Genomic DNA, 19,482 nt, shown 5'->3' with positions numbered 1-19,482 from the left:
GGTTCAAACTCCTTTTTCATTTGTTATGATTGGTTCTGTCATGCCTGTTTTCAGTGAAATCAGACGGTCATACGTAAAGCCGTATAAAGCGTATTCCCCGTTCGGAGAGATCTGAATCGGCTCCATTTCCGTGTTTTTGAGCACCGTCCGCTCCCGTTCGTCTCCTAAGTCAAAGCTGATCAGATTGTAAGAGCGGCCTTCAGGCTTGAATATGTAAAACCGCTTGTGTGTCTGATCGTAATCATATTCCATCGGCGCAAAGCTCTTATACTTTTCTTGGAGAGGAAAGCGGTGTGTCACGGATGCCGGCTTTTGGAAAAGGAACTCGCCGTCTCCGTCCGATTGATCCGTTTGTCTGACGGCAATCGCCATGCCCGGGCGGGAATCAGCCCAGATGACGTGATGAAGCACTCTTTTTTCTTTTTTTGTCTGCAAGTCATAAGAATATAAAGGACCCTCTTCCTCCGTTTTTCCTTGCTTGATATATTGGAATTCATCAGTGGAGGTCCAATGGACAAAAGGGGCCTGAACGGGACTCTTTTTTAAAATGCCGTTGTTCATATCGGCCGTATAGGCTGTGAAGTCCCATGTTTCAGTAAAAACGGTAATCATCACTTGATACGGGTCATACGGATTCCAGGCCGTCTCCAGCTCATAAGAGTTAAAGGCTTTGTGATAAAGTCTTTTCCCCCGCTTGTTCATAAGCACAAGCTCAGTCTGACCTTTGCTTGTCACCTGTACGAGAATCAGCTGTTTTTTCCGGCTGATCTTTACATTGACAATATTGCCCTTTGTTTCATAGATCCGTTCGGATTTTCCGCTGAAAAGATCATATTTCATCAGCTGATGATGTGCTGTATACAGGATCGTTCTGTTATCCAGCCATCCTTCCGTTTTCTCCGCTTCCTTTTTACTGAGCGGAACGATTTTCTGTTCTGCCGATTTTGCCGAAACGCCTGTGTCTTGCTGCTGATGAGATGGTTCACAGGCCGCTAAACACAGAACGAATGCGGACAGCAGAACACAAACCAAGTATCTCACCAGCCTTCCCTCCATTCTTTTCTATTGTCCCATATTTGTTTATGTAAACAAATGAGAAATTTCACAGATGTCTCAAAAAACAAGCGACCTCCACAAAATACCTTCCGTCGCTTGATAAATATCAGCAAACTGATGAAAAGGCAAAGGGTTTTTTCCCTTCCCGAGCTCAATGGTATAGCCCTCTTTTCCATACTGCTGTATAAACCAATCCCTAAAACCGGCATGGCTGTCAATGGTTTTAACGCCTTGATAGCGGTTTCCGCTTATCGCTTCAAACTCCCGAATCATCCGCGATGATTGCTCCGGTTCACATCCTTCGTATCCCCAATAAATCTCTTCTCCCTGCGTATGAAGCGCGATCAGCCTGTCAGGCGGCTGTTCCGTTATCAGCCGGTGCATCGCCTGCGCCTCCGGTTCAGTGAGCGGCGCCGTCCCCGGAAAATCACGGTACGAAGGGGCTTTCGGTTTGCGCCTCTGTTCAATATCCCAATTGGATGGGAAATGTTTATTTAAATCCACACCGTTTATATTCGCCTTCCATTCGCGGAAATCGGGGCGGTGCTCATTTAATTGATTAAGAAATTCATTTTTTTCTGATAAATCTCCACATCCGTAAAGTACGAGATCAACCCCGTCGGGATTTACGAGCGGAACGAATGACAATGATGTCCGGCTGAATATATCAAGCGCAGAGTGCCCGAAAACGGTTTTATTTTCGCATAACGCCGCGCAATATTCTTTATACCATTTAAGCGCGACCGAGGTGGTGATCCATTCATTGGCATGAAATGAGGCGTTTACATGGACTTTTCTTTCAGCCGTATCCGCACCTATTTTCAGCTCATATAGCGGCTTTCCCAATACGGAACTGCCGATTTTACGGCATGTGACAAACGGAAAGACATCCGTTATTTTCTCAATTTCTTCATAAACCGATTCGGAGCCGTACACCTTTTCTTCCTTCACCCATTGATCAGCGAAAAGAATCCTTTCACAGTGCCGGATGTATCGCGAAAGCCCGCTCAGCGTCTCAAGCGGCGGACCCTCTGACTGCCCGCTCACGGCAAAGCCGGGACAAAATAATTCATCGTTTTCCGCCGTTTTATCAGCGGCTTTCAACAGTTTTTCATCAATTGAAAGCACCTTTGCAATATCTGTCATATGCTGTTTCAATTCAGGTTTGACACGAATTCCGGCCATGTTCATCCCCCTTTTTAAAAACTATATGACAGGGGAGATAAAAAAAGAAAGCCGCCCGCGATATGGGCAGGCAGACTTTCTTCAGCAGTTTTGATGTTTGAGCCATTCATTTTTGGCAATCCACGCCCCGCCGATGACTCCAGCGTCATTTCCAAGTGCCGCAATCGAAATATCGGCCGCTTCCGCAGAACGCGGGAACGCGGTGATTTTGAAAGTCTCTTCCACTTTTGACCGCAGAATTTCACCCGCTTTAGAGACCCCTCCGCCGAGCACGATTTTCGTCGGGTTCATGGCGCTTGCCAGATTTCCGAGCACGAGGCCTAAATGTTTTGCGACATAATCGACGACTTCAAGCGCTGTCTTATCCTGCTGTTTAGCCGCTTCGAACACGTCACGTGCCGTCAGATCATCCACTTGTAAGAGCGAAGAGCCGGAAACCGCCGCAAGCTTTTCTTTCGCGATGCGGACGATGCCTGTTGCGGACGCAATCGTTTCGATGCAGCCGGATTTTCCGCAGTTGCACGGAGCTCCTCCTTCCGGAATACTGCAAATATGACCGATTTCTCCGCCGGCCCCGTTTTTACCGTGAACGATTTCTCCGTTGACGATGATGCCTCCGCCGACTCCGGTTCCGAGCGTCACTAAAATGACATCTTTGGCCCCGTCACCTGCACCCTTCCACATTTCTCCGAGCGCCGCGATATTGGCATCGTTTTCAATGACGGCCGGAATACCCGTTTCCGCCTCGAGATGGTCTTTCAGCGGATAGTTTTTCCACCCCATATTTGTCGTCTCATAGACCACTCCCGTCGCCATTTCCACGGGTCCGGGCGCTCCCATTCCGATCCATTTTACGATCCGTTTCGGCTTGTTCAGTTCTTCCAGCTTCTGATCAAGCGCTTTAGCGATCGTGACCGTAATTGTGTTTCCTGATTTATCGGTCGGAACTTCCCATTTATGCTGAATTTCACCGTACATGTTGATGAAGGCCAGCTTGATGGTTGTCCCGCCAAGATCAATCCCCGCAAACCATGTATCTTCCATAATAATCTCCTTTTCTTATTAAAATCCTGCTGTGTTATCTGCCTTTGATCCGCTCCGATTCTCTCTGAAGAACTCCGGCGGCTTTTTGCCATAATTCTCTTTCAATCACGTTTGACAAGTACATTTCCTTTAATTCATCTTTCATAAAGTCAATCTCGGCTTGTCTGTCACCGAAATAAACGATATGTCCGAATGACTTAAACAGCTGCTGCACGTCATAAAATGAATTCATCTGCTTCACCATTTCTATTCTTCTTAATATAAGCGTATTTCATCACTGATCCGGGCGTCAAGCAAAAAACGATTGGAGAAAATATCCTTGTGTCTTTTTCATAAATTGTATATTCATAATTGTAAAAAAACACTCATTTATGCGTTTTTCTGTTACAATACTTTCGTGCCCAAAAGCACAAAAGGATTAAAGTTTGATGGGGTGTTGTTTTGAAACAAGAAAAAAGGCTGACGTTCATCTCAGCCATCAGTTTATTTGTCTTGATGTTAGCAGTCATTATGTCCTGCCTGTTTTTCTTTCATACAGAGCCGCATATGCCGCTGTTCTTTTGCGTCATTATTCTGTCTCTGGCAGGTTTGTGGCTCGGTTTCTCGTGGGACAGTCTTGAAAAAGGAATTGTCAGCGGATTGAAAAACGGTGTGCAGCCGATTATCGTGCTGGCTTTGATCGGTGTGCTGATCGGCGCCTGGATGTACAGCGGCGCCATTCCCACCGTCACCGTTTACGCTTTGTCAATTATACAGCCGAGTCAGCTGCTTTTGACCGCATTATTTTCCTGCATGATCATTAGCACGCTTGTCGGCTCAAGTCTGACAACTGTCAGTACAATCGGCGTCGCGCTGTTAGGGGTAGCAAGCGCGGCGGGAGTTCCGCTCGAATGGACGGCGGGAGCAGTCATTTGCGGGGCTTGTTTCGGTGATAAAATGTCACCGATGTCCGACACGACGAATTTTGCCGCCGGAATCGGCGAAATTCCGATTTTTAAGCATATTCGCCATATGATGGGCACTACCGTTCCGGCACTGCTGATCACGATTGTTCTTTTTTATATTCTCGGTTCATCGGTTTCAATAAATGCCGCTTCAACGCAAAATATTGAGGCTGTCATTTCCGGAATGAAAGAGGCCGTGCACGTTACGCCTTGGTCGCTTCTTTCACCTCTGTTGGTGATCATTTTAGCTGTGAGACGGGTTTCCGTGATTCCGGTGCTTACCGCCGGTATTATTTCCGCAGGGCTTCTGACTGCTGTTTTTATTCCTGACAGCAGCATTCAAGGATTTATATCCGCCCTGCAAAGCGGGACAGCGTTTAAAACCGGCGACCAGGCTGTGGCCAGCATTATCAACAGAGGCGGGCTCCAATCGATGATGGGTTCAGTCTCTCTGATCATGATCGCCTTTGCGCTCGGCGGCCTGATGGAAAAAACGGGCCTGATCGCGGCGCTGCTTCAAGGATTGATAAAAGGCGTGCATACGAAAGGACGTCTTGTCATGGCGACCGTCTTCTCAAGTATAGGCGTAAACCTTGCGACAGGTGAGCAGTATTTGTCGATTTTAATTCCGGGTCAATCTTATAAACCTTTATATGACAAGCTCAGCATTAAGCGGATTCACCTTGCGCGGTCGCTTGAGGACGGCGGAACATTGATTAACCCGCTGATTCCCTGGGGAGTAAGCGGCGCTTTTATGGCAAGCGCATTAGGGGTTTCCGTCATCGACTACCTGCCGTTTACCTTTTTTCTGTACATTTCTCCTATGATCTCAATTCTGCTCGGTTTCCTGAAAAAAAGCTGACAATACGAGAAAACCTGCCGTTTTTTACCGGCAGGTTTTCTTATGCAAAAAATCCCGCTGAAAAACGGGATTTGTTTAAAATGCCTGCTGAATGAATTTGTTTCTGATAAACGGTATTTTTAAAAAGAAATGAATGAATGACCGTCTGATCCCCGGCTGGCTGAGCACGCTGTTCATCAGACGGTAGCGGTTTTGGTAAACGGCTAAAACAGATACGGCGCATAATGAGTAGATCAACAATTTTTTCATCTTATCCCTCCTGCCCCTATCGTTTGTCAAACAGCGAGAATTATTCCGGTGCAAGAAGTTTTTTATGCGATTAAGCGATGGTTTCAGATTCAGTCACGATCATATCGACCGGAATATCGTGGGGCATGCGGGGAATGCGGTCTGTCAGCTGGCAGTCAAAGAGAAGCGACACGGTACGGCCTTTATAACCGGACAGGTACCGATCATAATATCCTCCGCCGTATCCGATTCTGAAGCCTTCCCGGTCAAAAGCCACGCCTGGCACAATCACAAGGTCAATGTCATTTTGGGCGGCTTTTTCCGTCAGGCTCTCGATCGGTTCACTGAGGCCCGCATATACGGTTTCCAGCTGATCATACGCAGAAAATGTACGGAACTCCATCGCTCCCGTCTGCGGAAAGCATTTTGGGATACAGACTTGTTTTTTCTCTTTCCAGGCCTGTTCAATAATCGGCCGTGTCGGAATTTCCAGGCGTGTCGAGATGGTAACGGCGATCACGCGGGCCTGTTTCCATTCTTTTAAAGAAAACAGCGTTTCACGCATGCTGCGGCATTTTTTCTCCCATTCACTTTCTGTCATGTCAGAAAGCTTTGCTTTTATATCGGTTCTGATTTGCGCTTTCACGTTTCTCAAACCTCCCTGAAAGACAAAAAAGCCAGAACTTTATTGAAAGCTCCAGCTTTTTCCGCTGTTTTAAACAGCTTATTTTGTTTCACGGTGTAACGTAGATTTTTTATCACGTGGGCAATATTTTTTAAATTCAACGCGGTCCGGATTGTTGCGTTTGTTCTTTTTAGAAATATAGTTACGCTCACCACATTCAGTGCAAGCCAAAGTAATATTAACGCGCATTATTTTCCCTCCAAACTAAATATCATTTACTTATTCAGACTTATATATAATACCACTATAATGGACGGAATGCTAGAGTGATTTACATGAAATGTTGTTTAAGTGCAGAAAACATCAGTTTACGCTTCTGATCCTCTGAATGAGCTTGCGTCAGATGAAGGGAAAATATGACGAAACAGGACAAAAAAGGGCTTTCTGATGCGAAATCTATAGAGAAATAACCGTTTGCTCCCCGAATAAAAAAGATTTCCCGACAAATTTCCGTTTTTTTCTCTATTTCCTTTAGAATGGCGGCGTTTTATGGTATAAAAAAGAAGGGCAAATTAATAATAGAAGGTGATGAAACGTGGAAATTGCTATTATTGCGTTGTTTATCGTCAGTATAGCGCTTATTGCATTCTCATATTCTCAAAGAGATCCGATGAAAGATGTAGAACAGGAGCTTGAAACGCTTCAGCTTTCCGCCATGCAGGAAATTTACAAGCTGAAAAAGAAAATGACGGTGCTTGAAGAAGAATTGCTGGAAACCAACCTCGTGATCCGCAAAGCCAAAAGCAGCGGCATTAATCAAAAAATCGCCAAACAAATCATTTCAAAATATAACAACGGAATGTCTGCGGAAGCCATCGCAAAAGCGGAGCACGTGTCTGTCGAGGACGTCAATACCATTATTAAAGATAATGAGAAGGTGCTCGTATGACAAAACGGGGCATTCAGGCTTTTGCAGCAGGCATGATTTTAGCGACGGCCGTCCTCGCCGCTGTCTTCTATTTGACTGACCATGACCAGGCAGCCGCCGTTAAAACCGAAAAAACAGCATTGACAGAAAAAGAAGTAAACAGCTACCTGGACGATCAGCAAAAAGTCTCCGTCAACCGGGATGACTATCAAAAACTGCTTGATTCTAAAGAAAAATCGTTAAACAACGACCAAAACACAGACGCCAAAAAGAAAAAAGTAACATACAAACTGACGATTAAAGACGGAATGAGCACTGCTGATGTGTCATCCATTCTTGAAAAAGAAGGGATTATTCCTTCAGCGAAGGACTTTAATGATTACGTCATTGACGCAGGCTACCATAAAGAAATCCGCGCCGGCCATTTCAAAGTCGACTCAGATATGAGCTTTAAAAAAATCGTCAAAACATTAACCCGCTAAAAAAGCTTGCAGGCATCGTCCATTCAGATGGATACGGCCGGCAGGCTTTTTTAATAGGCAGTATAAAACGGACCCGGTCAATGGCCGGGCCCGTTTTTTTCATCCGAATTTTCCGGTGATGTAATCATGTGTTTTTTGATGATCCGGCTGAGAAAATATTTTGCCCGTATCGCCCCACTCCACCAATTCGCCCATATAGAAAAACGCGGTTTGATCAGAGACCCTCGCAGCCTGCTGCATGTTGTGCGTCACAATGACGATTGTATACTTTTCTTTCAATGTCAAAATCAGCTCTTCTATTTTTCGCGTGGACACGGGATCAAGAGCAGACGTCGGTTCATCCATCAGAAGGACGTCCGGTTTTGTGGCGAGCGCCCTTGCGATGCACAGCCGCTGCTGCTGACCGCCTGACAGTGAAAGCGCCTGCTGGTGAAGGCGGTCTTTCACTTCATCCCAGAGCGCAGCTGCCTTTAAAGATTCCTCGGCGATTTCAAGCAGTTTCTTTTTATTTTTTTCGCCGTGAATTCTCGGACCGTACACGACATTCTCAAATATCGACTGGGGAAACGGATTGCCTTTTTGAAACACCATACCGATCTGTTTTCTTAACTCTGCCGCATCCGTCTTTTCTTTCAGCAGATTGCGCCCGTTATAGATCATGTCGCCTGTCACTTTGACATTCGGGGCCATTTGCAGCATTAAATTTAATGTTTTAATAAAAGTGGATTTCCCGCAGCCGGACGGACCGATGATCGCAGTTACCTTCCGCTCCTCAAAACCGATCGTAATGTCTTTTAAAGCCTGATGGGCTCCGTACCATACGTTCATGCCGTGAATATCAAATAAATTATGTGTGTGCACCGCTTCCTTCACAAGGCTCACAGTCCTTCCCCCTATCCGAACTTTCCGTTAATGTAATCATCTGTCTTTTGCGCTTTAGGACTCGTAAAAATTTGTTCTGTCTGCCCGTATTCCACCACTTCCCCGTTTAAAAAGAAAGCCGTTCGGTCAGACACCCTCAGCGCCTGCTGCATGTTGTGCGTAACGATAATAATCGAATAATCTTTTTTCAGTTCTGTCAAAAGCGTCTCGATTCTGGCGTTTGAAATAGGGTCCAGAGCTGAAGCGGGTTCATCTAAAAGAAGCACGGCAGGTTTCATCGCAAGCGTACGGGCGATGCAAAGGCGCTGCTGCTGGCCGCCTGATAACGACAGAGCCGATGAATGAAGCCGGTCTTTGACTTCATCCCAAAGCGCAGCCTTCGTTAAGCTTTCTTCGACCGCATCATCCAAAACGGCTTTTCTGCGTTCACCCGCATACTTCAGCGCATGTGTGATGTTATTGTAAATGGATTTCGGGAATGGATTCGGTTTTTGAAACACCATACCGATCTCCCGTCTGAGAGACACGACATTAACCGCTTCCCCCAAAATATTCAGCCCTTCATAAAGAATCTCTCCCTCACTTCTTGCCGAAGGAATAGCATCGTTCATTCTGTTAATCTGTCTCAAAAATGTTGATTTCCCGCAGCCGGACGGACCGATCAGAGCCGTCACCGCATGTTTTTCAATATTCATGTTTACATCTTTAACCGCTTGTTTGTCACCGTAATAAATTGATAGATGCTTCACTTCCAAAACCGAAGACTCCGGCGAACGCTTTGTCTGTTCCGCATGTTCCCTGATGATGTGATCAATCATGTTTTCGCCTCTTTCCGATTAATTTGCCGTAAGCTTTTTATAAATGACAGATCCGAGCCATCTTGCACAAAGGTTAAACAAGAGCACCGAAATCACCAGCACCGCCGAGCCGCCGTTTGCAATCGCTTCGGCATCAGGGATGATTCCCTGCGTATTGACACTCCATATATGAACCGCCAGCGTCTCAGCCGGCCTGAAAATGTTGAAAGGAGATGATTCAGAAAACGGGTTTAAATCGGTAAAATTCAGCCGCGGCGTTGTCAATCCCGCTGTAAATAACAATGCGGCCGCTTCTCCGAATACTCTTCCTGATGCGAGAATGGCTCCGGTTAAAATCGAAGGAATCGCACTCGGAATCAGCACCGTTTTGACGGTATGCCATCTCGATACGCCTAAAGCGAGAGAAGCTTCTTTCAGCTCCTTAGGAACTGCAGTGAGCGCGCCTTCTGTCACCCGGACCATAACGGGAAGGTTAAAGACCGTTAATGCGAGCGCGCCTCCGATAATCGTGTAGCCCCATCCGGTCAGATTTACAAACATCAGCATGCCGAACATCCCGATGACAATGGACGGAAGCGAAGACAGCACCTCAATACACGTTCTGATAAAATCGGTGATTTTATTTTGGGGCGCATATTCAGCCATAAAAACGCCGCCCCCCACACCAAGCGGTATCGTGATCAGCATGGTGATAAACAGAATGTAAAAGGAGTTAAAAAGCTGATCCCGTATTCCGCCGCCTGACGAAATGGCGCTCGATTTTGACGTAAGAAAATGCAAGGAGATTTCAGAGACGCCGTGAATGAGAATGTACAAAAACAATCCTGCCAAAATCGCCGCGATTACAGCAGCGCATAACCCGAATACACCGGTGGCCAATTTATCCGTTATTTTCCGGTTCATTACACTTTCCTCCTAGATGACAAGTAGCGTATGAGCAATATAAACAGAAACGACATGATGAGAAGAACAAGCCCCATAGACCATAACGTATTATTTTCAATACTGCCGTATGTGGTATGGCCCATGTTTAACGTGATAATCGTCGTTAATGTTCCCGCCGTATCAAGCAGGCTTTCCGGCAGAAGCTTTGTATTTCCGATAACCATCTGTACGGCGAGTGCTTCTCCGAACGCTCTTGCCATCCCGAGCACGACGGCGGTCAGCAATGTCGGAAACGCCGCCGGGATAAGCACCTTTCTGATTGTCTGCCACCTCGTCGCACCAAGCGCGTATGAACCGTCGCGAAGATGTTTCGGAAGTGACGCAAGCGCATCAGCGGAAATCGATGTAACAGTCGGCAGAATCATTACCGAGAGTACGATCGTCCCCGCCAGAAGGCTGTGACCCGTTCCGCTTGATTTAAAAGAGCCGATAAACGGAACCAATACTGTAAGACCTATGAATCCATAAACGACGGACGGAATGCCGACAAGCAGCTCAATTACCGGCTGCAGCACCTTTTTTCCCCAAGTCGGCGCAATTTCCGTCATAAACACGGCACCCGCAATACCGAGGGGCGCTGCGATCAGAGCCGACAGAACCGTGACCGCAAATGATCCGAAAATAAAAGGCAGCGCGCCGAACTCAGGTTTTGCCTGGGTTGGATTCCAATTCAGACTTGTTAAGAACTCAATCGGGCTTACACCATTTACAAAAAAAGATTGCAGCCCCTTAATGCCGAGAAAAATTGTGATCGCCGCTGATGCCGCAATGATAATCGCGGCACACACAGACACAATCACCCTTCCGCGGACTTCATCCATTTGCCTGTTTTGTTTTGAGCTTATTAAGCGTTCGCTTACAGACTCTTTTTCTCTGTGATTTATCATTTGTTTACACTCCTATAAGGAAGAAGAGGCGGGGAGCCCGCCCTCCCCTCAGCTTTGCTTGCCGTTTGCGTCACGTGTGACTTTCATATCAGAGATCGGAATGTAGCCTTGATCTTTTACGATACTTTTCTGTACTTCATCGCTGTTCATATAGTCAAGAAACGTTTTTGTAAGGCCTGACGCTTCACCTTTCGTATAAGAGTGCTCGTAAGCCCAAATCGGATACTCGCCTGTGACGACGTTTTTCTCTTCCGGTTTGATGCCTCCGATCGATAAAGGCGTTACTTTGTCATCGTTTATATAAGAGAATGCCAGATAACCGATAGCTCCCGGCGTTTCCGCAATGATTTTTTTGACTGTATTGGAGGAATCCTCTGTAATGCCCTCAGCAGGATCTGCTCCGTCAAGCGCGTATTTGACGAACGTAGCGCGTGTTCCTGATGAATCAGGACGGTTCACGAGTGTAATTTTTTGATCTTTACCGCCAAGCTCTTTCCAGTTTTTAATTTTTCCTGTAAAGACGTCTGTCAGCTGTTTTTTGGTTATATCCTTTACGCCCGCACCGGGGTTGACCGCAGCCGCCATCGCCACTACCGCTACTCGGTGGTCTTTTAGGGCTTTCGCATCAATGCCTTCTTTTTCTTCAGCAAAGACATCTGAGTTGCCGATTTGCACTGCCCCTTCAGACACTTGCGAAAGACCTGTTCCTGAACCTCCCGCTTGCACCTGCACATCAGCATCCGGATGTTTTTCCATAAACTTTTCCGCCGCTGCCAGTACTAACGGCTGCATGGCTGATGAACCAGAAATGGTTAAAGAACCTGATGCTTTTTTATCCTCACTTGCAGATTGACTGTCTGTCTTGCCGCTTTCCTTTGCATTTCCGCATGCTGCAGCAACAATCATAACAGCAGCCATCAGAAGCATAAGCATCCATTTGTTTTTTTTCATTTCCTGAATTCCCCCTGCATTTAATGTGTAATTTGTCCTACAGGTCTAGAGTAAAGGGTTCTTGTAAAATGCGTATAAATCAAGTGTTAAGGTTTTGTAAATCCGGATGTTTTTTTGTATAAAAAAAACGCTCACAGATTGTGAGCGTTTTTCTATTAGTTGTTTGTATTGCCGTTTTCAGCGTCTTCCTGAATTTTATCTTCGTTTTTCTGCTTCGTATTATTATCTTCTTGTTTCTTTTTCAGCTCAAAGTATTTGTCCAGAGCTGCTCTCCCTATATCATTCGTAATCGAATATCGATCGCTGTAATCAATATAGGCCCAAGGAACGACTACAGAAATAGCCACTTCCGGATTATCCGCAGGTGCATAAGCGACAAGAGTCGTATTATACGTTCCTTCACCCGTCTCTGATTTGTCCGGACCGTCATAGAAAGATTGCGCCGTACCCGTTTTACCGGCAGGACTGTATGTCGCCGTCGCAAAATCAGTTGCGGCTGTCCCTTTTGTCATGACGCGTCTGAAACCCGCCTGCACTTCTTTAATATCTGCATTATTCATATCAATCTTGTTCAGTACTTGGGGCTGAACAGACTCTACAACGGCTCCGATTCCTTTTTTCGAATCAGGCTGCCTGACCTCTTTTACAAGCTGAGGCTTCAAACGATAGCCTCCATTGGCGATTGTAGATACATACTGCGCCATTTGCAGCGGTGTAAACGTATCATACTGTCCGATGGCAAAGTCTAACAGAAGACCGGAAATTCGCTGTGATCCTTGGTACCCGGTCGCTTCATTCGGGAGATCAATTCCTGTCTTAACTCCGAGTCCGAACTGATTGAAGTAGTATCTGAAAGTATCGAATGCCTTCATATCAAGCGGCAGGGACTGGCCTTTTTTGTACTCCCCTTTACCGACAGCAATCGCCGTTTTGAACATGAACACGTTTGATGATTCCTGAAGCGCTTTTTCGATATCTACGGGACCTAAATTCGTCCATGATTTTTTCGGGTTTTTACTTCCCTTGAAATACATAGGTTCATCCTGAAAAACGGTGTTCAAATTAATCGCGCCCGTCTGCAGTCCGGTCAACACCGTCGCTCCTTTGACCGCCGATCCCATTGCGTAGGAGGAAGTCATTGCGCCGAGGGCATAATCATTAATTTTGTACTTTCCATGGTCATTCGTAATCTGTTTGCCGGCCATCGTCAGCACTTCTCCGTTTTTCGGGTTCATCATGACGACGAAGGCCCGATCAAGAAGCTTCGTGCTCGGTCTCGCTTTTGCCGATTTTAAATTTTTCTCAATGATTTTTTCAACGGATTTCTGCAGGTCCATATCAATGGATAAAACAAGGTCTTTGCCGGCCTGTCCTTTTGAAATCACTTTGCTGCCCGTGACATTTCCGGATGAGTCGGTTAAGTTCTGCACTTTCTCTTTTTGGCCCTGCAGCAGGCTTTCATATTGATATTCTAAATAGCTTTTTCCGACCCTGTCATTCCGGCTGTAGCCGAGTGACAGATAATGATCCAGCAGGTTGGACGGAAGACCTTCGTTCGAACTGGATACACTGCCGAGCAATGTCCGGATCAGGCTTTTATAAGGATAAGACCGTTCCCAGTCAGACGTCACGTCAACTCCCGGCAGTTCATCTAAATGTTCGCTGACGACGGCCATTTCTTTTGCCGACACGCCTTCATTTTTGATGTATTGAGGCGTCAGGGAGTAGCCTGAATCCATCTGCCTTTTGATCGCAAGGATCTGCATGTCTTTTGAAGTGAGTTCATTCAGCTGTTTGTCTGTGATGCGTTTCAGCTGAAGCTGATATAAATCATCGTCAGACAGTTTTTTGTCTTCAGCTTTTTGCTTTTCTTCGGCCGTAATCAGTTTTTTCGCTTCATCAGGCCTCGTTAACATCCAATAGTCTTTTTTATCCCGCTCAGTCACCTTTTTGGTGCTTACCTTAATCATACCCGACAGTTTTTTTGCGATTTTTAAACGCTGTGCCTGGGTGGTTGAGGCTGAACGTGTATATGTAATCGCATTTAATGCTTTATTCGTTACGATGGGATTTAGGTTCCGGTCGTATATTTTCCCTCTCGGAACCGCCGTGCTGACATCAGACTCCTCCTGCTTATTGGCGGCGTTTTTATAATCATCACCCTGAACGATCTGCTTGATGCCAAGCTCGACGATAATCCAAGTGAAAATAAGAAACGCGGCCAAAAACAAAAAATTAAGCCGGATCGGCAGTGATTTTTTCTTTTCTTTGTTTACAGCTATTTTCTTTTTATTTCTCCTCATGACATCACCTTTTCTTATTTACAGAAAGAAATGACACCTTCTGTTCAGGTGCCATTTTTCATTCTAAAGGTTTTTTCGATATTTTTCTACAGATAACCCTTTTATCTTTCTCCTTTTATAAAATTCGGTTCCGCCGCCTGTTTTTGTCGGTCTTCTTCTACTGTTTCATCAGAAGTTTCCGTATCCAGTTTGATGTCTTTTATAAAGTAATAAATCAGCGGATGGCCGGCTCCGAGCAGCACGAGCGCCGCCGGTATTCCCACTTTTTCCTTGAACAATGTAACGATTACAAGGAAACAAAGGATGGAAACGATCCGGCCCGCATTTAAAAATAACTCCCTGAGCACAATGTATTCAATTCTGGCTTTTCTGGCAAGCCGCGCCCGGCCTATCACATCATATGTAAGCGAGACATACGGCACGAGCAGAACTGGATAGCCGATCGCAATAAACACTCCGTACAAAAGGAGCGTCGTGAAGCTCATTTTAAAAATGATGAGAAACAGGGCGCCGTACAAGATCAATCCGCCGATAAGAATCGCCTTTTTTCGCGCTCTTTTTTTGATGAGCCTTGATGCAAAATAATAAGCAAAAAAAGAAACCGCGGAATTGACGAGGCCGAAGGTTCCGAGCGCCAGCTCACTGTTTGTCGCAATGAATACAAATACGCTGATTAAAAAAACAAAAATCCCTTCTCTCAAGCCTTGAAAAAAGTGCGCGTTGGTAATCCGGCGCCAATTCAGATTCGTGTGGCGCTCATCAAAAACTTTTTTCAGCATAAACCGGCCTTTCGACTCCCTCCGCTTCAGAAAAAAGCTCATGACCACGGCAAGGGCAAATAAGCCGAGCGACAGGCTGAAAATGATTGTATAACCCGTATTGTTTTCAAGTCTTGAAATGACATATCCGGCCACAATCGGACCGATCATGCCCGCCGATGAAGACAAAATGCCTAAAAACCCGTTAAAAAAATCTCTCGTTTCCGGTTCCGTGATTTCGAAAGTCAGCACATTAAAAGCCAGCCAGTAAAAGCCGTATCCCACTCCGAGCACGGCCCCTATCAAAACGAGACGGGAAGCCGCAGTTTCTCCGGCAAGCAGCACACTTAAATAAAAAGCGGCCAAAAAGATAACGCCGAACCTGAGAATAAACACCCTGTCAATTTTTTTAGCCAGCCGGCCAGCCAGCAGAAAGGTAATCGGCTGCATCGTTACGACCGACAAATTGTATATGGCCAAATCAATAAATTTTCCCGACTGCTTCCACAAATACACGTTGACAAATGTATTTGACAGCGCGATGCCCAATGAGTAAAGGCCGCCAATCGTCAATAGCAGCAGCAGCCCTTTATTTATTTCGATGTCGCCGATAATTTTTTTTATTTTGCTCATCATTGACTCCCCTTTACTACACATTAGTTTGTCTCACTCAAACTGAGATATGTAAAAGGAATCAAAGTCAATAAAAAAACAAGGCCTCCCGCGGGAGACCTTGTGATCATTCAACTCAATTATTTTGCTTCGCTGTAAAGACGGGCAACTTCATCCCAGTTCACAACATTCCAGAAAGCTGAAATGTAATCAGGACGGCGGTTTTGGTAGTTCAGGTAGTAAGCGTGCTCCCAAACATCAAGACCGAGAACAGGTGTTTTACCCTCTGAAAGCGGTGAATCTTGGTTTGGCGTGCTTGTAATTTCAAGTTTGCCGTTGTTTACAACGAGCCAAGCCCAGCCTGAACCGAAACGGCCTGCAGCTGCTGCCGCGAATTTTTCTTTGAATTGATCGAAGCTTCCGAACGTGCTTTTGATCTCTTCAGCAAGCTCACCAGTCGGTTCGCCTCCGCCGTTCGGAGATAAAAGAGTCCAGAATAAAGAGTGGTTTGCATGTCCGCCGCCATTGTTGCGGACTGCCGTGCGGATGTCCTCCGGCACTGCGTTCAAATCAGCAACAAGCTCATCTACAGATTTCTCTGCAAGCGCTGATCCTTCGATCGCTTTGTTGAGGTTTGTCACGTATGTGTTATGGTGCTTCGTATGGTGAATCGTCATTGTTTCCTTATCGATATGCGGTTCTAAAGCATCATAAGCGTAAGGCAATTCTGGAAGTTTGTAAGCCATAATTTTTTCCTCCTTTAAATATATGTACTGAAATGCCGCTTAACGCGAACTTTTCTAATCTCAATGTAACAAAAGAAAGCGTGGTAATCAATGAAAAAGCTCACAATCCGGCGATTCCAGCAGACATATTACACTTTATCCGTTCACGGCCGAAATTAAACCTTTCTAAAGCACCGTCCATAAGAAATATCCGATCATAAAGAGCTGAATGACGCCTTTTGCCGCGACACTTGTTAAAAAGCCGATTAACGAGCCGAGCCCCACTTTTGCCGCGGACTTGATATCCTTTTGATGAACAAACACCTCAGCGCAGAGAGCACCGATAAACGGGCCTAATATAATGCCTGCCACGGGAATAACGAAGGGCCCGACCAATAATCCGATCGTGCTTCCCCAGATTGCCGCCCTGCTTCCTCCGTACCTTTTAACGCCAAGTAAATTTGACACATAATCAGCTGCGAATAAAACGGCCGCAAATACCGCCTCAATGAGCCAAAACAGGTAAGAATAAGGACTGAAAGAAAACAAAAATCCGTAGAGAAGAAAACCGGCCACAATAAAAATAACGCTTGGAATCACCGGATATACAAGTCCGATAAAAGCAATGACGAAGACTGCAATGATAATCAGCCAATACAAAACACTCATGACAAAAACACCCTCCTTTGTTTTGCGGGCGATCACCGCTTCCCGCTTTATCTTATTATGTATGATTCCTTATCACCGCTTTAAATACTCTCACTTGTGTTCATCCCCTGTGAACGATACAATAAGCAACATATACCAGTTTAGGCTAGGAAGTGAAGATGTTGAACATATTTACGGCTTTATTGAAAAGTACATACTCTCCGGTGGATATTGCAAAAACACGGTTTCAGGGGATAGGAAAAGCGATCCTTTATGTATTTTTGCTGTCTGTCCTTTTTACGCTGCCAAGCGCTTATTACCTTTGCTCCGGCACCGTAAACTCAATGAACGGTTTCAAAACCGTGTTAAAGAAAGATTTCCCTGATTTCAGCATTTCAAACGGAGAATTGCAGACGAAAGCGTCCGCCTCTAAGGAAACGGAAGCGAACGGCTTTGTCATCGTGTTTGATCCGACAGATGCTTACGGCGCGAAACAAATAGCGGCGAAACAAAACGCGATCGGCATTTTGAAAAATAAAATGGTGCTTGCTGTAGACGGACAGGCGACAGAAATGAATTATTCGCTGATGCCTGCTGATATCACAAAAAAAGAAATCATATCAGCATTAAACCAAAATAAAACAATGATCGTCACCGTCCTGTCCGTTTTGCTGTTCATCATGACAGCGGCCGGAAAATTCATTGAAGTATCATTTCTCGCTGTCATCGGCCTGATATTGAAAAATGCGCAAAGAAAGACATTGAATTACCAGCAGCTCTGGAAGCTTTCGGCTTATTCCATTACACTTTCGACCATATTCTTTACGATCATGCGCGCGCTTGTTATTACAGTGCCGAGTGAATTTTTAGTGAATTGGTTTGTAAACTTTATCATCCTTTTCCTCGTCTTAAAAGAGATACCGCCAAGAAAAACAGCTGTGTAACAAAGACTGCCCCCGGCGGTCTTCTTTTTTGTCATGAACAAAATGGGACAAGCATACAATGAAGTAAAAATGTATGCGGGAGGCGGTTGGAATGAAGCGGCTTACTTTTGTATTCGGCAGTTTATTTGTGATATTCATTATCTTTTACGATCTTAAAATCGGCACGATCCCTTCTCAAGACCTTCCAGCATACGCAGCGGCGGCACAGCCAGCAAAACAGGAAGCTTCATACAGAACGGTTACGGTCAAAAAAGGCGATACGGTGATGTCGATAGTCGGCGCACATAAAGCGCCTGATGATATTGCACAAGATTTTGAAGCGCTGAATCCGAATGTAAAAGCAAACGCCATTCGGGCAGGCACCGCTTATAAATTCCCCGTCTACCGCAATTAAACGTTAATTTCTTGTCAGTTCGGCAAATACACTGTTACAATATAACATGTAAATAGAAGTTGCCTGACATGTAAAAGGCTCAGCCTGCAAAAGCGGTAACTACAATTAAGGAGCGATTGACAAGTGAGTGAAATCACACATCGTACAAAAACGCGTCCCGTCAAAGTGGGACCTTTAACAATAGGCGGAAATAACGAAGTCGTCATTCAGAGTATGACGACGACCAAAACACACGACGTAGAAGCAACAGTTGCGGAAATCAACCGTTTAGCCGAAGCCGGCTGCCAAATTGTCCGGGTGGCATGTCCGGACGAACGCGCCGCTAACGCGATTGCCGACATCAAAAAACAAATTTCCATCCCTCTCGTTGTCGATATTCATTTTGACTACAAGCTTGCATTAAAAGCAATTGAGGGCGGCGCCGACAAAATCAGAATCAACCCGGGTAACATCGGCCGCCGCGAAAAAGTGGAAGCCGTCGTAAAAGCGGCGAAAGAAAAAGGTATTCCGATCCGGATCGGTGTAAACGCGGGTTCTTTGGAAAAGCGCATTTTAGAAAAATACGGCTATCCGACTGCTGACGGAATGGTTGAGAGTGCGCTTCATCATATCAAAATCCTGGAAGACCTTGACTTTCATGACATCATCGTCAGCATGAAAGCGTCTGACGTCAATCTCGCCATAGAAGCATACGAAAAAGCGTCAAAAGCATTTGATTATCCGCTCCACCTCGGAATTACAGAATCGGGCACGCTGTTTGCCGGAACGGTAAAAAGCGCGGCCGGACTCGGAGCGATTTTAAGCAAAGGAATCGGAAACACGCTCCGGATCTCTCTGAGCGCCGACCCGGTTGAAGAAGTAAAAGTAGCCAGAGAACTGTTGAAATCATTCGGTCTCGCTTCAAACGCGGCTACGCTTATTTCATGCCCGACATGCGGACGGATCGAAATTGATCTCATCAGCATCGCAAATGAAGTGGAAGAATACATTTCTAAAGTCAAAGCGCCGATTAAAGTAGCGGTTCTCGGATGTGCCGTTAACGGACCGGGCGAAGCAAGAGAAGCCGATATCGGGATTGCCGGCGCGCGCGGCGAAGGTCTTCTTTTCCGCAAAGGCCAAATCGTCCGCAAAGTCCCTGAAGAAACCATGGTCGAGGAGCTGAAAAAAGAAATCGACAAGCTGGCAGAAGAACACTACGCAAAGCTTGAAGCGGAAAAAGCAAAAGCAGAACAAGAAACACAAAAAGCTTGACGGATATTCC

General features: G+C 45.7%; 22 protein-coding genes. 6 read left to right on the top strand and 16 right to left on the bottom strand.

The annotated features are described in order from the left end of the window. Nucleotides 1–3: 3 nt before the first annotated feature. The 4 genes from BXO87_RS13355 to BXO87_RS13340 form a co-directional block, all read right to left on the bottom strand. Nucleotides 4–1,041, bottom strand: a complete 1,038-nt coding sequence (locus BXO87_RS13355; protein ID WP_038459195.1) for a YqgU-like beta propeller domain-containing protein — start codon at nt 1,039–1,041, stop codon at nt 4–6. 72 nt (nt 1,042–1,113) lie between these two features. Then, complete coding sequence (locus tag BXO87_RS13350) at nt 1,114–2,241, bottom strand: M14 family metallopeptidase (protein ID WP_038459197.1); 1,128 nt, start codon at nt 2,239–2,241, stop codon at nt 1,114–1,116. A gap of 81 nt (nt 2,242–2,322) precedes the next feature. Then, on the bottom strand, nt 2,323–3,285 hold the full coding sequence (gene glcK, locus BXO87_RS13345) for a glucose kinase GlcK (RefSeq protein WP_038459199.1): 963 nt from the start codon (nt 3,283–3,285) through the stop codon (nt 2,323–2,325). Nucleotides 3,286–3,319: 34 nt separating this feature from the next. Next, nucleotides 3,320–3,529, bottom strand: coding sequence for a YqgQ family protein (locus tag BXO87_RS13340; protein ID WP_007612586.1), 210 nt, complete (start codon nt 3,527–3,529; stop codon nt 3,320–3,322). A gap of 197 nt (nt 3,530–3,726) precedes the next feature. On the opposite strand from BXO87_RS13340, the gene nhaC reads away from it, so the two are divergent. Further along, nucleotides 3,727–5,091 carry a Na+/H+ antiporter NhaC gene (gene nhaC / locus BXO87_RS13335; RefSeq protein ID WP_038459201.1) on the top strand — a complete coding sequence of 455 codons (1,365 nt, stop codon included), beginning with the start codon at nt 3,727–3,729 and terminating at the stop codon, nt 5,089–5,091. 75 nt (nt 5,092–5,166) lie between these two features. Here the strand turns inward: nhaC and BXO87_RS20565 are convergent, their stop codons facing one another. The 3 genes from BXO87_RS20565 to rpmG all read right to left on the bottom strand — a co-directional run bounded on the left by BXO87_RS20565 (nt 5,167) and on the right by rpmG (nt 6,193). Beyond that, complete coding sequence (locus BXO87_RS20565) at nt 5,167–5,340, bottom strand: hypothetical protein (RefSeq protein ID WP_007408311.1); 174 nt, start codon at nt 5,338–5,340, stop codon at nt 5,167–5,169. 70 nt (nt 5,341–5,410) lie between these two features. Next, on the bottom strand, nt 5,411–5,965 hold the full coding sequence (locus tag BXO87_RS13330; RefSeq protein WP_038459203.1) for a 5-formyltetrahydrofolate cyclo-ligase: 555 nt from the start codon (nt 5,963–5,965) through the stop codon (nt 5,411–5,413). A gap of 78 nt (nt 5,966–6,043) precedes the next feature. After that, nucleotides 6,044–6,193 (bottom strand): 50S ribosomal protein L33, encoded by a 150-nt coding sequence (rpmG, locus tag BXO87_RS13325; protein ID WP_003153056.1) that lies wholly within the window; start codon nt 6,191–6,193, stop codon nt 6,044–6,046. Nucleotides 6,194–6,539: 346 nt separating this feature from the next. Here rpmG and BXO87_RS13320 point away from each other — a divergent pair, with 346 nt between their 5' ends. Both BXO87_RS13320 and BXO87_RS13315 read left to right on the top strand, forming a co-directional pair. Then, nucleotides 6,540–6,893: a hypothetical protein gene (locus tag BXO87_RS13320; RefSeq protein ID WP_003153047.1), complete on the top strand. Its 354-nt coding sequence runs from the start codon at nt 6,540–6,542 to the stop codon at nt 6,891–6,893. After that, nucleotides 6,890–7,354, top strand: coding sequence for an endolytic transglycosylase MltG (locus tag BXO87_RS13315; RefSeq protein WP_007408308.1), 465 nt, complete (start codon nt 6,890–6,892; stop codon nt 7,352–7,354). The genes BXO87_RS13320 and BXO87_RS13315 overlap by 4 nt, the downstream gene beginning before the upstream one ends. A gap of 99 nt (nt 7,355–7,453) precedes the next feature. On the opposite strand, the gene pstB (BXO87_RS13310) is transcribed toward BXO87_RS13315, so the two are convergent. From pstB (BXO87_RS13310) to BXO87_RS13270, 9 genes are all read right to left on the bottom strand, one after another. Next, the gene (gene pstB, locus BXO87_RS13310; protein ID WP_038459206.1) at nt 7,454–8,236 is read right to left on the bottom strand and encodes a phosphate ABC transporter ATP-binding protein PstB; all 783 of its coding nucleotides are present in this window, start codon (nt 8,234–8,236) and stop codon (nt 7,454–7,456) included. A gap of 11 nt (nt 8,237–8,247) precedes the next feature. Beyond that, nucleotides 8,248–9,054, bottom strand: a complete 807-nt coding sequence (pstB, locus tag BXO87_RS13305) for a phosphate ABC transporter ATP-binding protein PstB (RefSeq protein WP_038459209.1) — start codon at nt 9,052–9,054, stop codon at nt 8,248–8,250. An 18-nt stretch (nt 9,055–9,072) separates the two neighbouring features. Continuing rightward, nucleotides 9,073–9,957 (bottom strand): phosphate ABC transporter permease PstA, encoded by an 885-nt coding sequence (pstA, locus tag BXO87_RS13300; RefSeq protein WP_038459212.1) that lies wholly within the window; start codon nt 9,955–9,957, stop codon nt 9,073–9,075. Continuing rightward, nucleotides 9,957–10,886, bottom strand: a complete 930-nt coding sequence (gene pstC, locus BXO87_RS13295) for a phosphate ABC transporter permease subunit PstC (protein ID WP_012117997.1) — start codon at nt 10,884–10,886, stop codon at nt 9,957–9,959. The genes pstA and pstC overlap by 1 nt, the downstream gene beginning before the upstream one ends. Nucleotides 10,887–10,934: 48 nt before the next feature. Beyond that, the gene (locus tag BXO87_RS13290; protein ID WP_007408304.1) at nt 10,935–11,837 is read right to left on the bottom strand and encodes a phosphate ABC transporter substrate-binding protein; all 903 of its coding nucleotides are present in this window, start codon (nt 11,835–11,837) and stop codon (nt 10,935–10,937) included. Nucleotides 11,838–11,992: 155 nt separating this feature from the next. After that, nucleotides 11,993–14,140: a penicillin-binding protein 2A gene (gene pbpA, locus BXO87_RS13285; protein ID WP_038459214.1), complete on the bottom strand. Its 2,148-nt coding sequence runs from the start codon at nt 14,138–14,140 to the stop codon at nt 11,993–11,995. A 101-nt stretch (nt 14,141–14,241) separates the two neighbouring features. Beyond that, nucleotides 14,242–15,531 (bottom strand): MFS transporter, encoded by a 1,290-nt coding sequence (locus BXO87_RS13280; protein ID WP_007612614.1) that lies wholly within the window; start codon nt 15,529–15,531, stop codon nt 14,242–14,244. A gap of 119 nt (nt 15,532–15,650) precedes the next feature. Continuing rightward, the gene (gene sodA / locus BXO87_RS13275; RefSeq protein WP_003153025.1) at nt 15,651–16,256 is read right to left on the bottom strand and encodes a superoxide dismutase SodA; all 606 of its coding nucleotides are present in this window, start codon (nt 16,254–16,256) and stop codon (nt 15,651–15,653) included. Nucleotides 16,257–16,421: 165 nt separating this feature from the next. Then, nucleotides 16,422–16,904, bottom strand: coding sequence for a DUF456 domain-containing protein (locus BXO87_RS13270; protein WP_038459217.1), 483 nt, complete (start codon nt 16,902–16,904; stop codon nt 16,422–16,424). 158 nt (nt 16,905–17,062) lie between these two features. On the opposite strand from BXO87_RS13270, the gene BXO87_RS13265 reads away from it, so the two are divergent. The 3 genes from BXO87_RS13265 (at nt 17,063) to ispG (ending at nt 19,472) form a co-directional block, all read left to right on the top strand. Further along, nucleotides 17,063–17,827, top strand: a complete 765-nt coding sequence (locus BXO87_RS13265; RefSeq protein ID WP_038459219.1) for a DUF1189 domain-containing protein — start codon at nt 17,063–17,065, stop codon at nt 17,825–17,827. Between the two features lie 91 nt (nt 17,828–17,918). Continuing rightward, nucleotides 17,919–18,221 carry a LysM peptidoglycan-binding domain-containing protein gene (locus tag BXO87_RS13260; RefSeq protein ID WP_025285006.1) on the top strand — a complete coding sequence of 101 codons (303 nt, stop codon included), beginning with the start codon at nt 17,919–17,921 and terminating at the stop codon, nt 18,219–18,221. A gap of 132 nt (nt 18,222–18,353) precedes the next feature. Further along, the gene (gene ispG, locus BXO87_RS13255) at nt 18,354–19,472 is read left to right on the top strand and encodes a flavodoxin-dependent (E)-4-hydroxy-3-methylbut-2-enyl-diphosphate synthase (RefSeq protein WP_169510269.1); all 1,119 of its coding nucleotides are present in this window, start codon (nt 18,354–18,356) and stop codon (nt 19,470–19,472) included. Nucleotides 19,473–19,482: the final 10 nt, after the last annotated feature.

This window comes from Bacillus sp. GZB (genome assembly GCF_001975995.1).
GTDB classification, from domain to species: Bacteria; Bacillota; Bacilli; order Bacillales; family Bacillaceae; genus Bacillus; species Bacillus velezensis.
The sequence above is the reverse complement of the archived record's forward strand: the minus strand, read 5'-3'. Positions and strand labels throughout refer to the sequence as shown.

Bases quoted from the DNA above. Each gene is read 5' to 3' on its own strand.
- BXO87_RS13350 (WP_038459197.1), bottom strand. From the start codon at position 2,241: ATGGCCGGAATTCGTGTCAAACCTGAATTGAAACAGCATATGACAGAT.
- glcK (WP_038459199.1), bottom strand. From the start codon at position 3,285: ATGGAAGATACATGGTTTGCGGGGATTGATCTTGGCGGGACAACCATC.
- BXO87_RS13340 (WP_007612586.1), bottom strand. From the start codon at position 3,529: ATGGTGAAGCAGATGAATTCATTTTATGACGTGCAGCAGCTGTTTAAG.
- BXO87_RS20565 (WP_007408311.1), bottom strand. From the start codon at position 5,340: ATGAAAAAATTGTTGATCTACTCATTATGCGCCGTATCTGTTTTAGCC.
- rpmG (WP_003153056.1), bottom strand. From the start codon at position 6,193: ATGCGCGTTAATATTACTTTGGCTTGCACTGAATGTGGTGAGCGTAAC.
- BXO87_RS13315 (WP_007408308.1), top strand. From the start codon at position 6,890: ATGACAAAACGGGGCATTCAGGCTTTTGCAGCAGGCATGATTTTAGCG.
- pstB (WP_038459209.1), bottom strand. From the start codon at position 9,054: ATGATTGATCACATCATCAGGGAACATGCGGAACAGACAAAGCGTTCG.
- pstA (WP_038459212.1), bottom strand. From the start codon at position 9,957: ATGAACCGGAAAATAACGGATAAATTGGCCACCGGTGTATTCGGGTTA.
- pstC (WP_012117997.1), bottom strand. From the start codon at position 10,886: ATGATAAATCACAGAGAAAAAGAGTCTGTAAGCGAACGCTTAATAAGC.
- BXO87_RS13290 (WP_007408304.1), bottom strand. From the start codon at position 11,837: ATGAAAAAAAACAAATGGATGCTTATGCTTCTGATGGCTGCTGTTATG.
- pbpA (WP_038459214.1), bottom strand. From the start codon at position 14,140: ATGAGGAGAAATAAAAAGAAAATAGCTGTAAACAAAGAAAAGAAAAAA.
- BXO87_RS13280 (WP_007612614.1), bottom strand. From the start codon at position 15,531: ATGAGCAAAATAAAAAAAATTATCGGCGACATCGAAATAAATAAAGGG.
- sodA (WP_003153025.1), bottom strand. From the start codon at position 16,256: ATGGCTTACAAACTTCCAGAATTGCCTTACGCTTATGATGCTTTAGAA.
- BXO87_RS13270 (WP_038459217.1), bottom strand. From the start codon at position 16,904: ATGAGTGTTTTGTATTGGCTGATTATCATTGCAGTCTTCGTCATTGCT.
- BXO87_RS13265 (WP_038459219.1), top strand. From the start codon at position 17,063: ATGTTGAACATATTTACGGCTTTATTGAAAAGTACATACTCTCCGGTG.
- BXO87_RS13260 (WP_025285006.1), top strand. From the start codon at position 17,919: ATGAAGCGGCTTACTTTTGTATTCGGCAGTTTATTTGTGATATTCATT.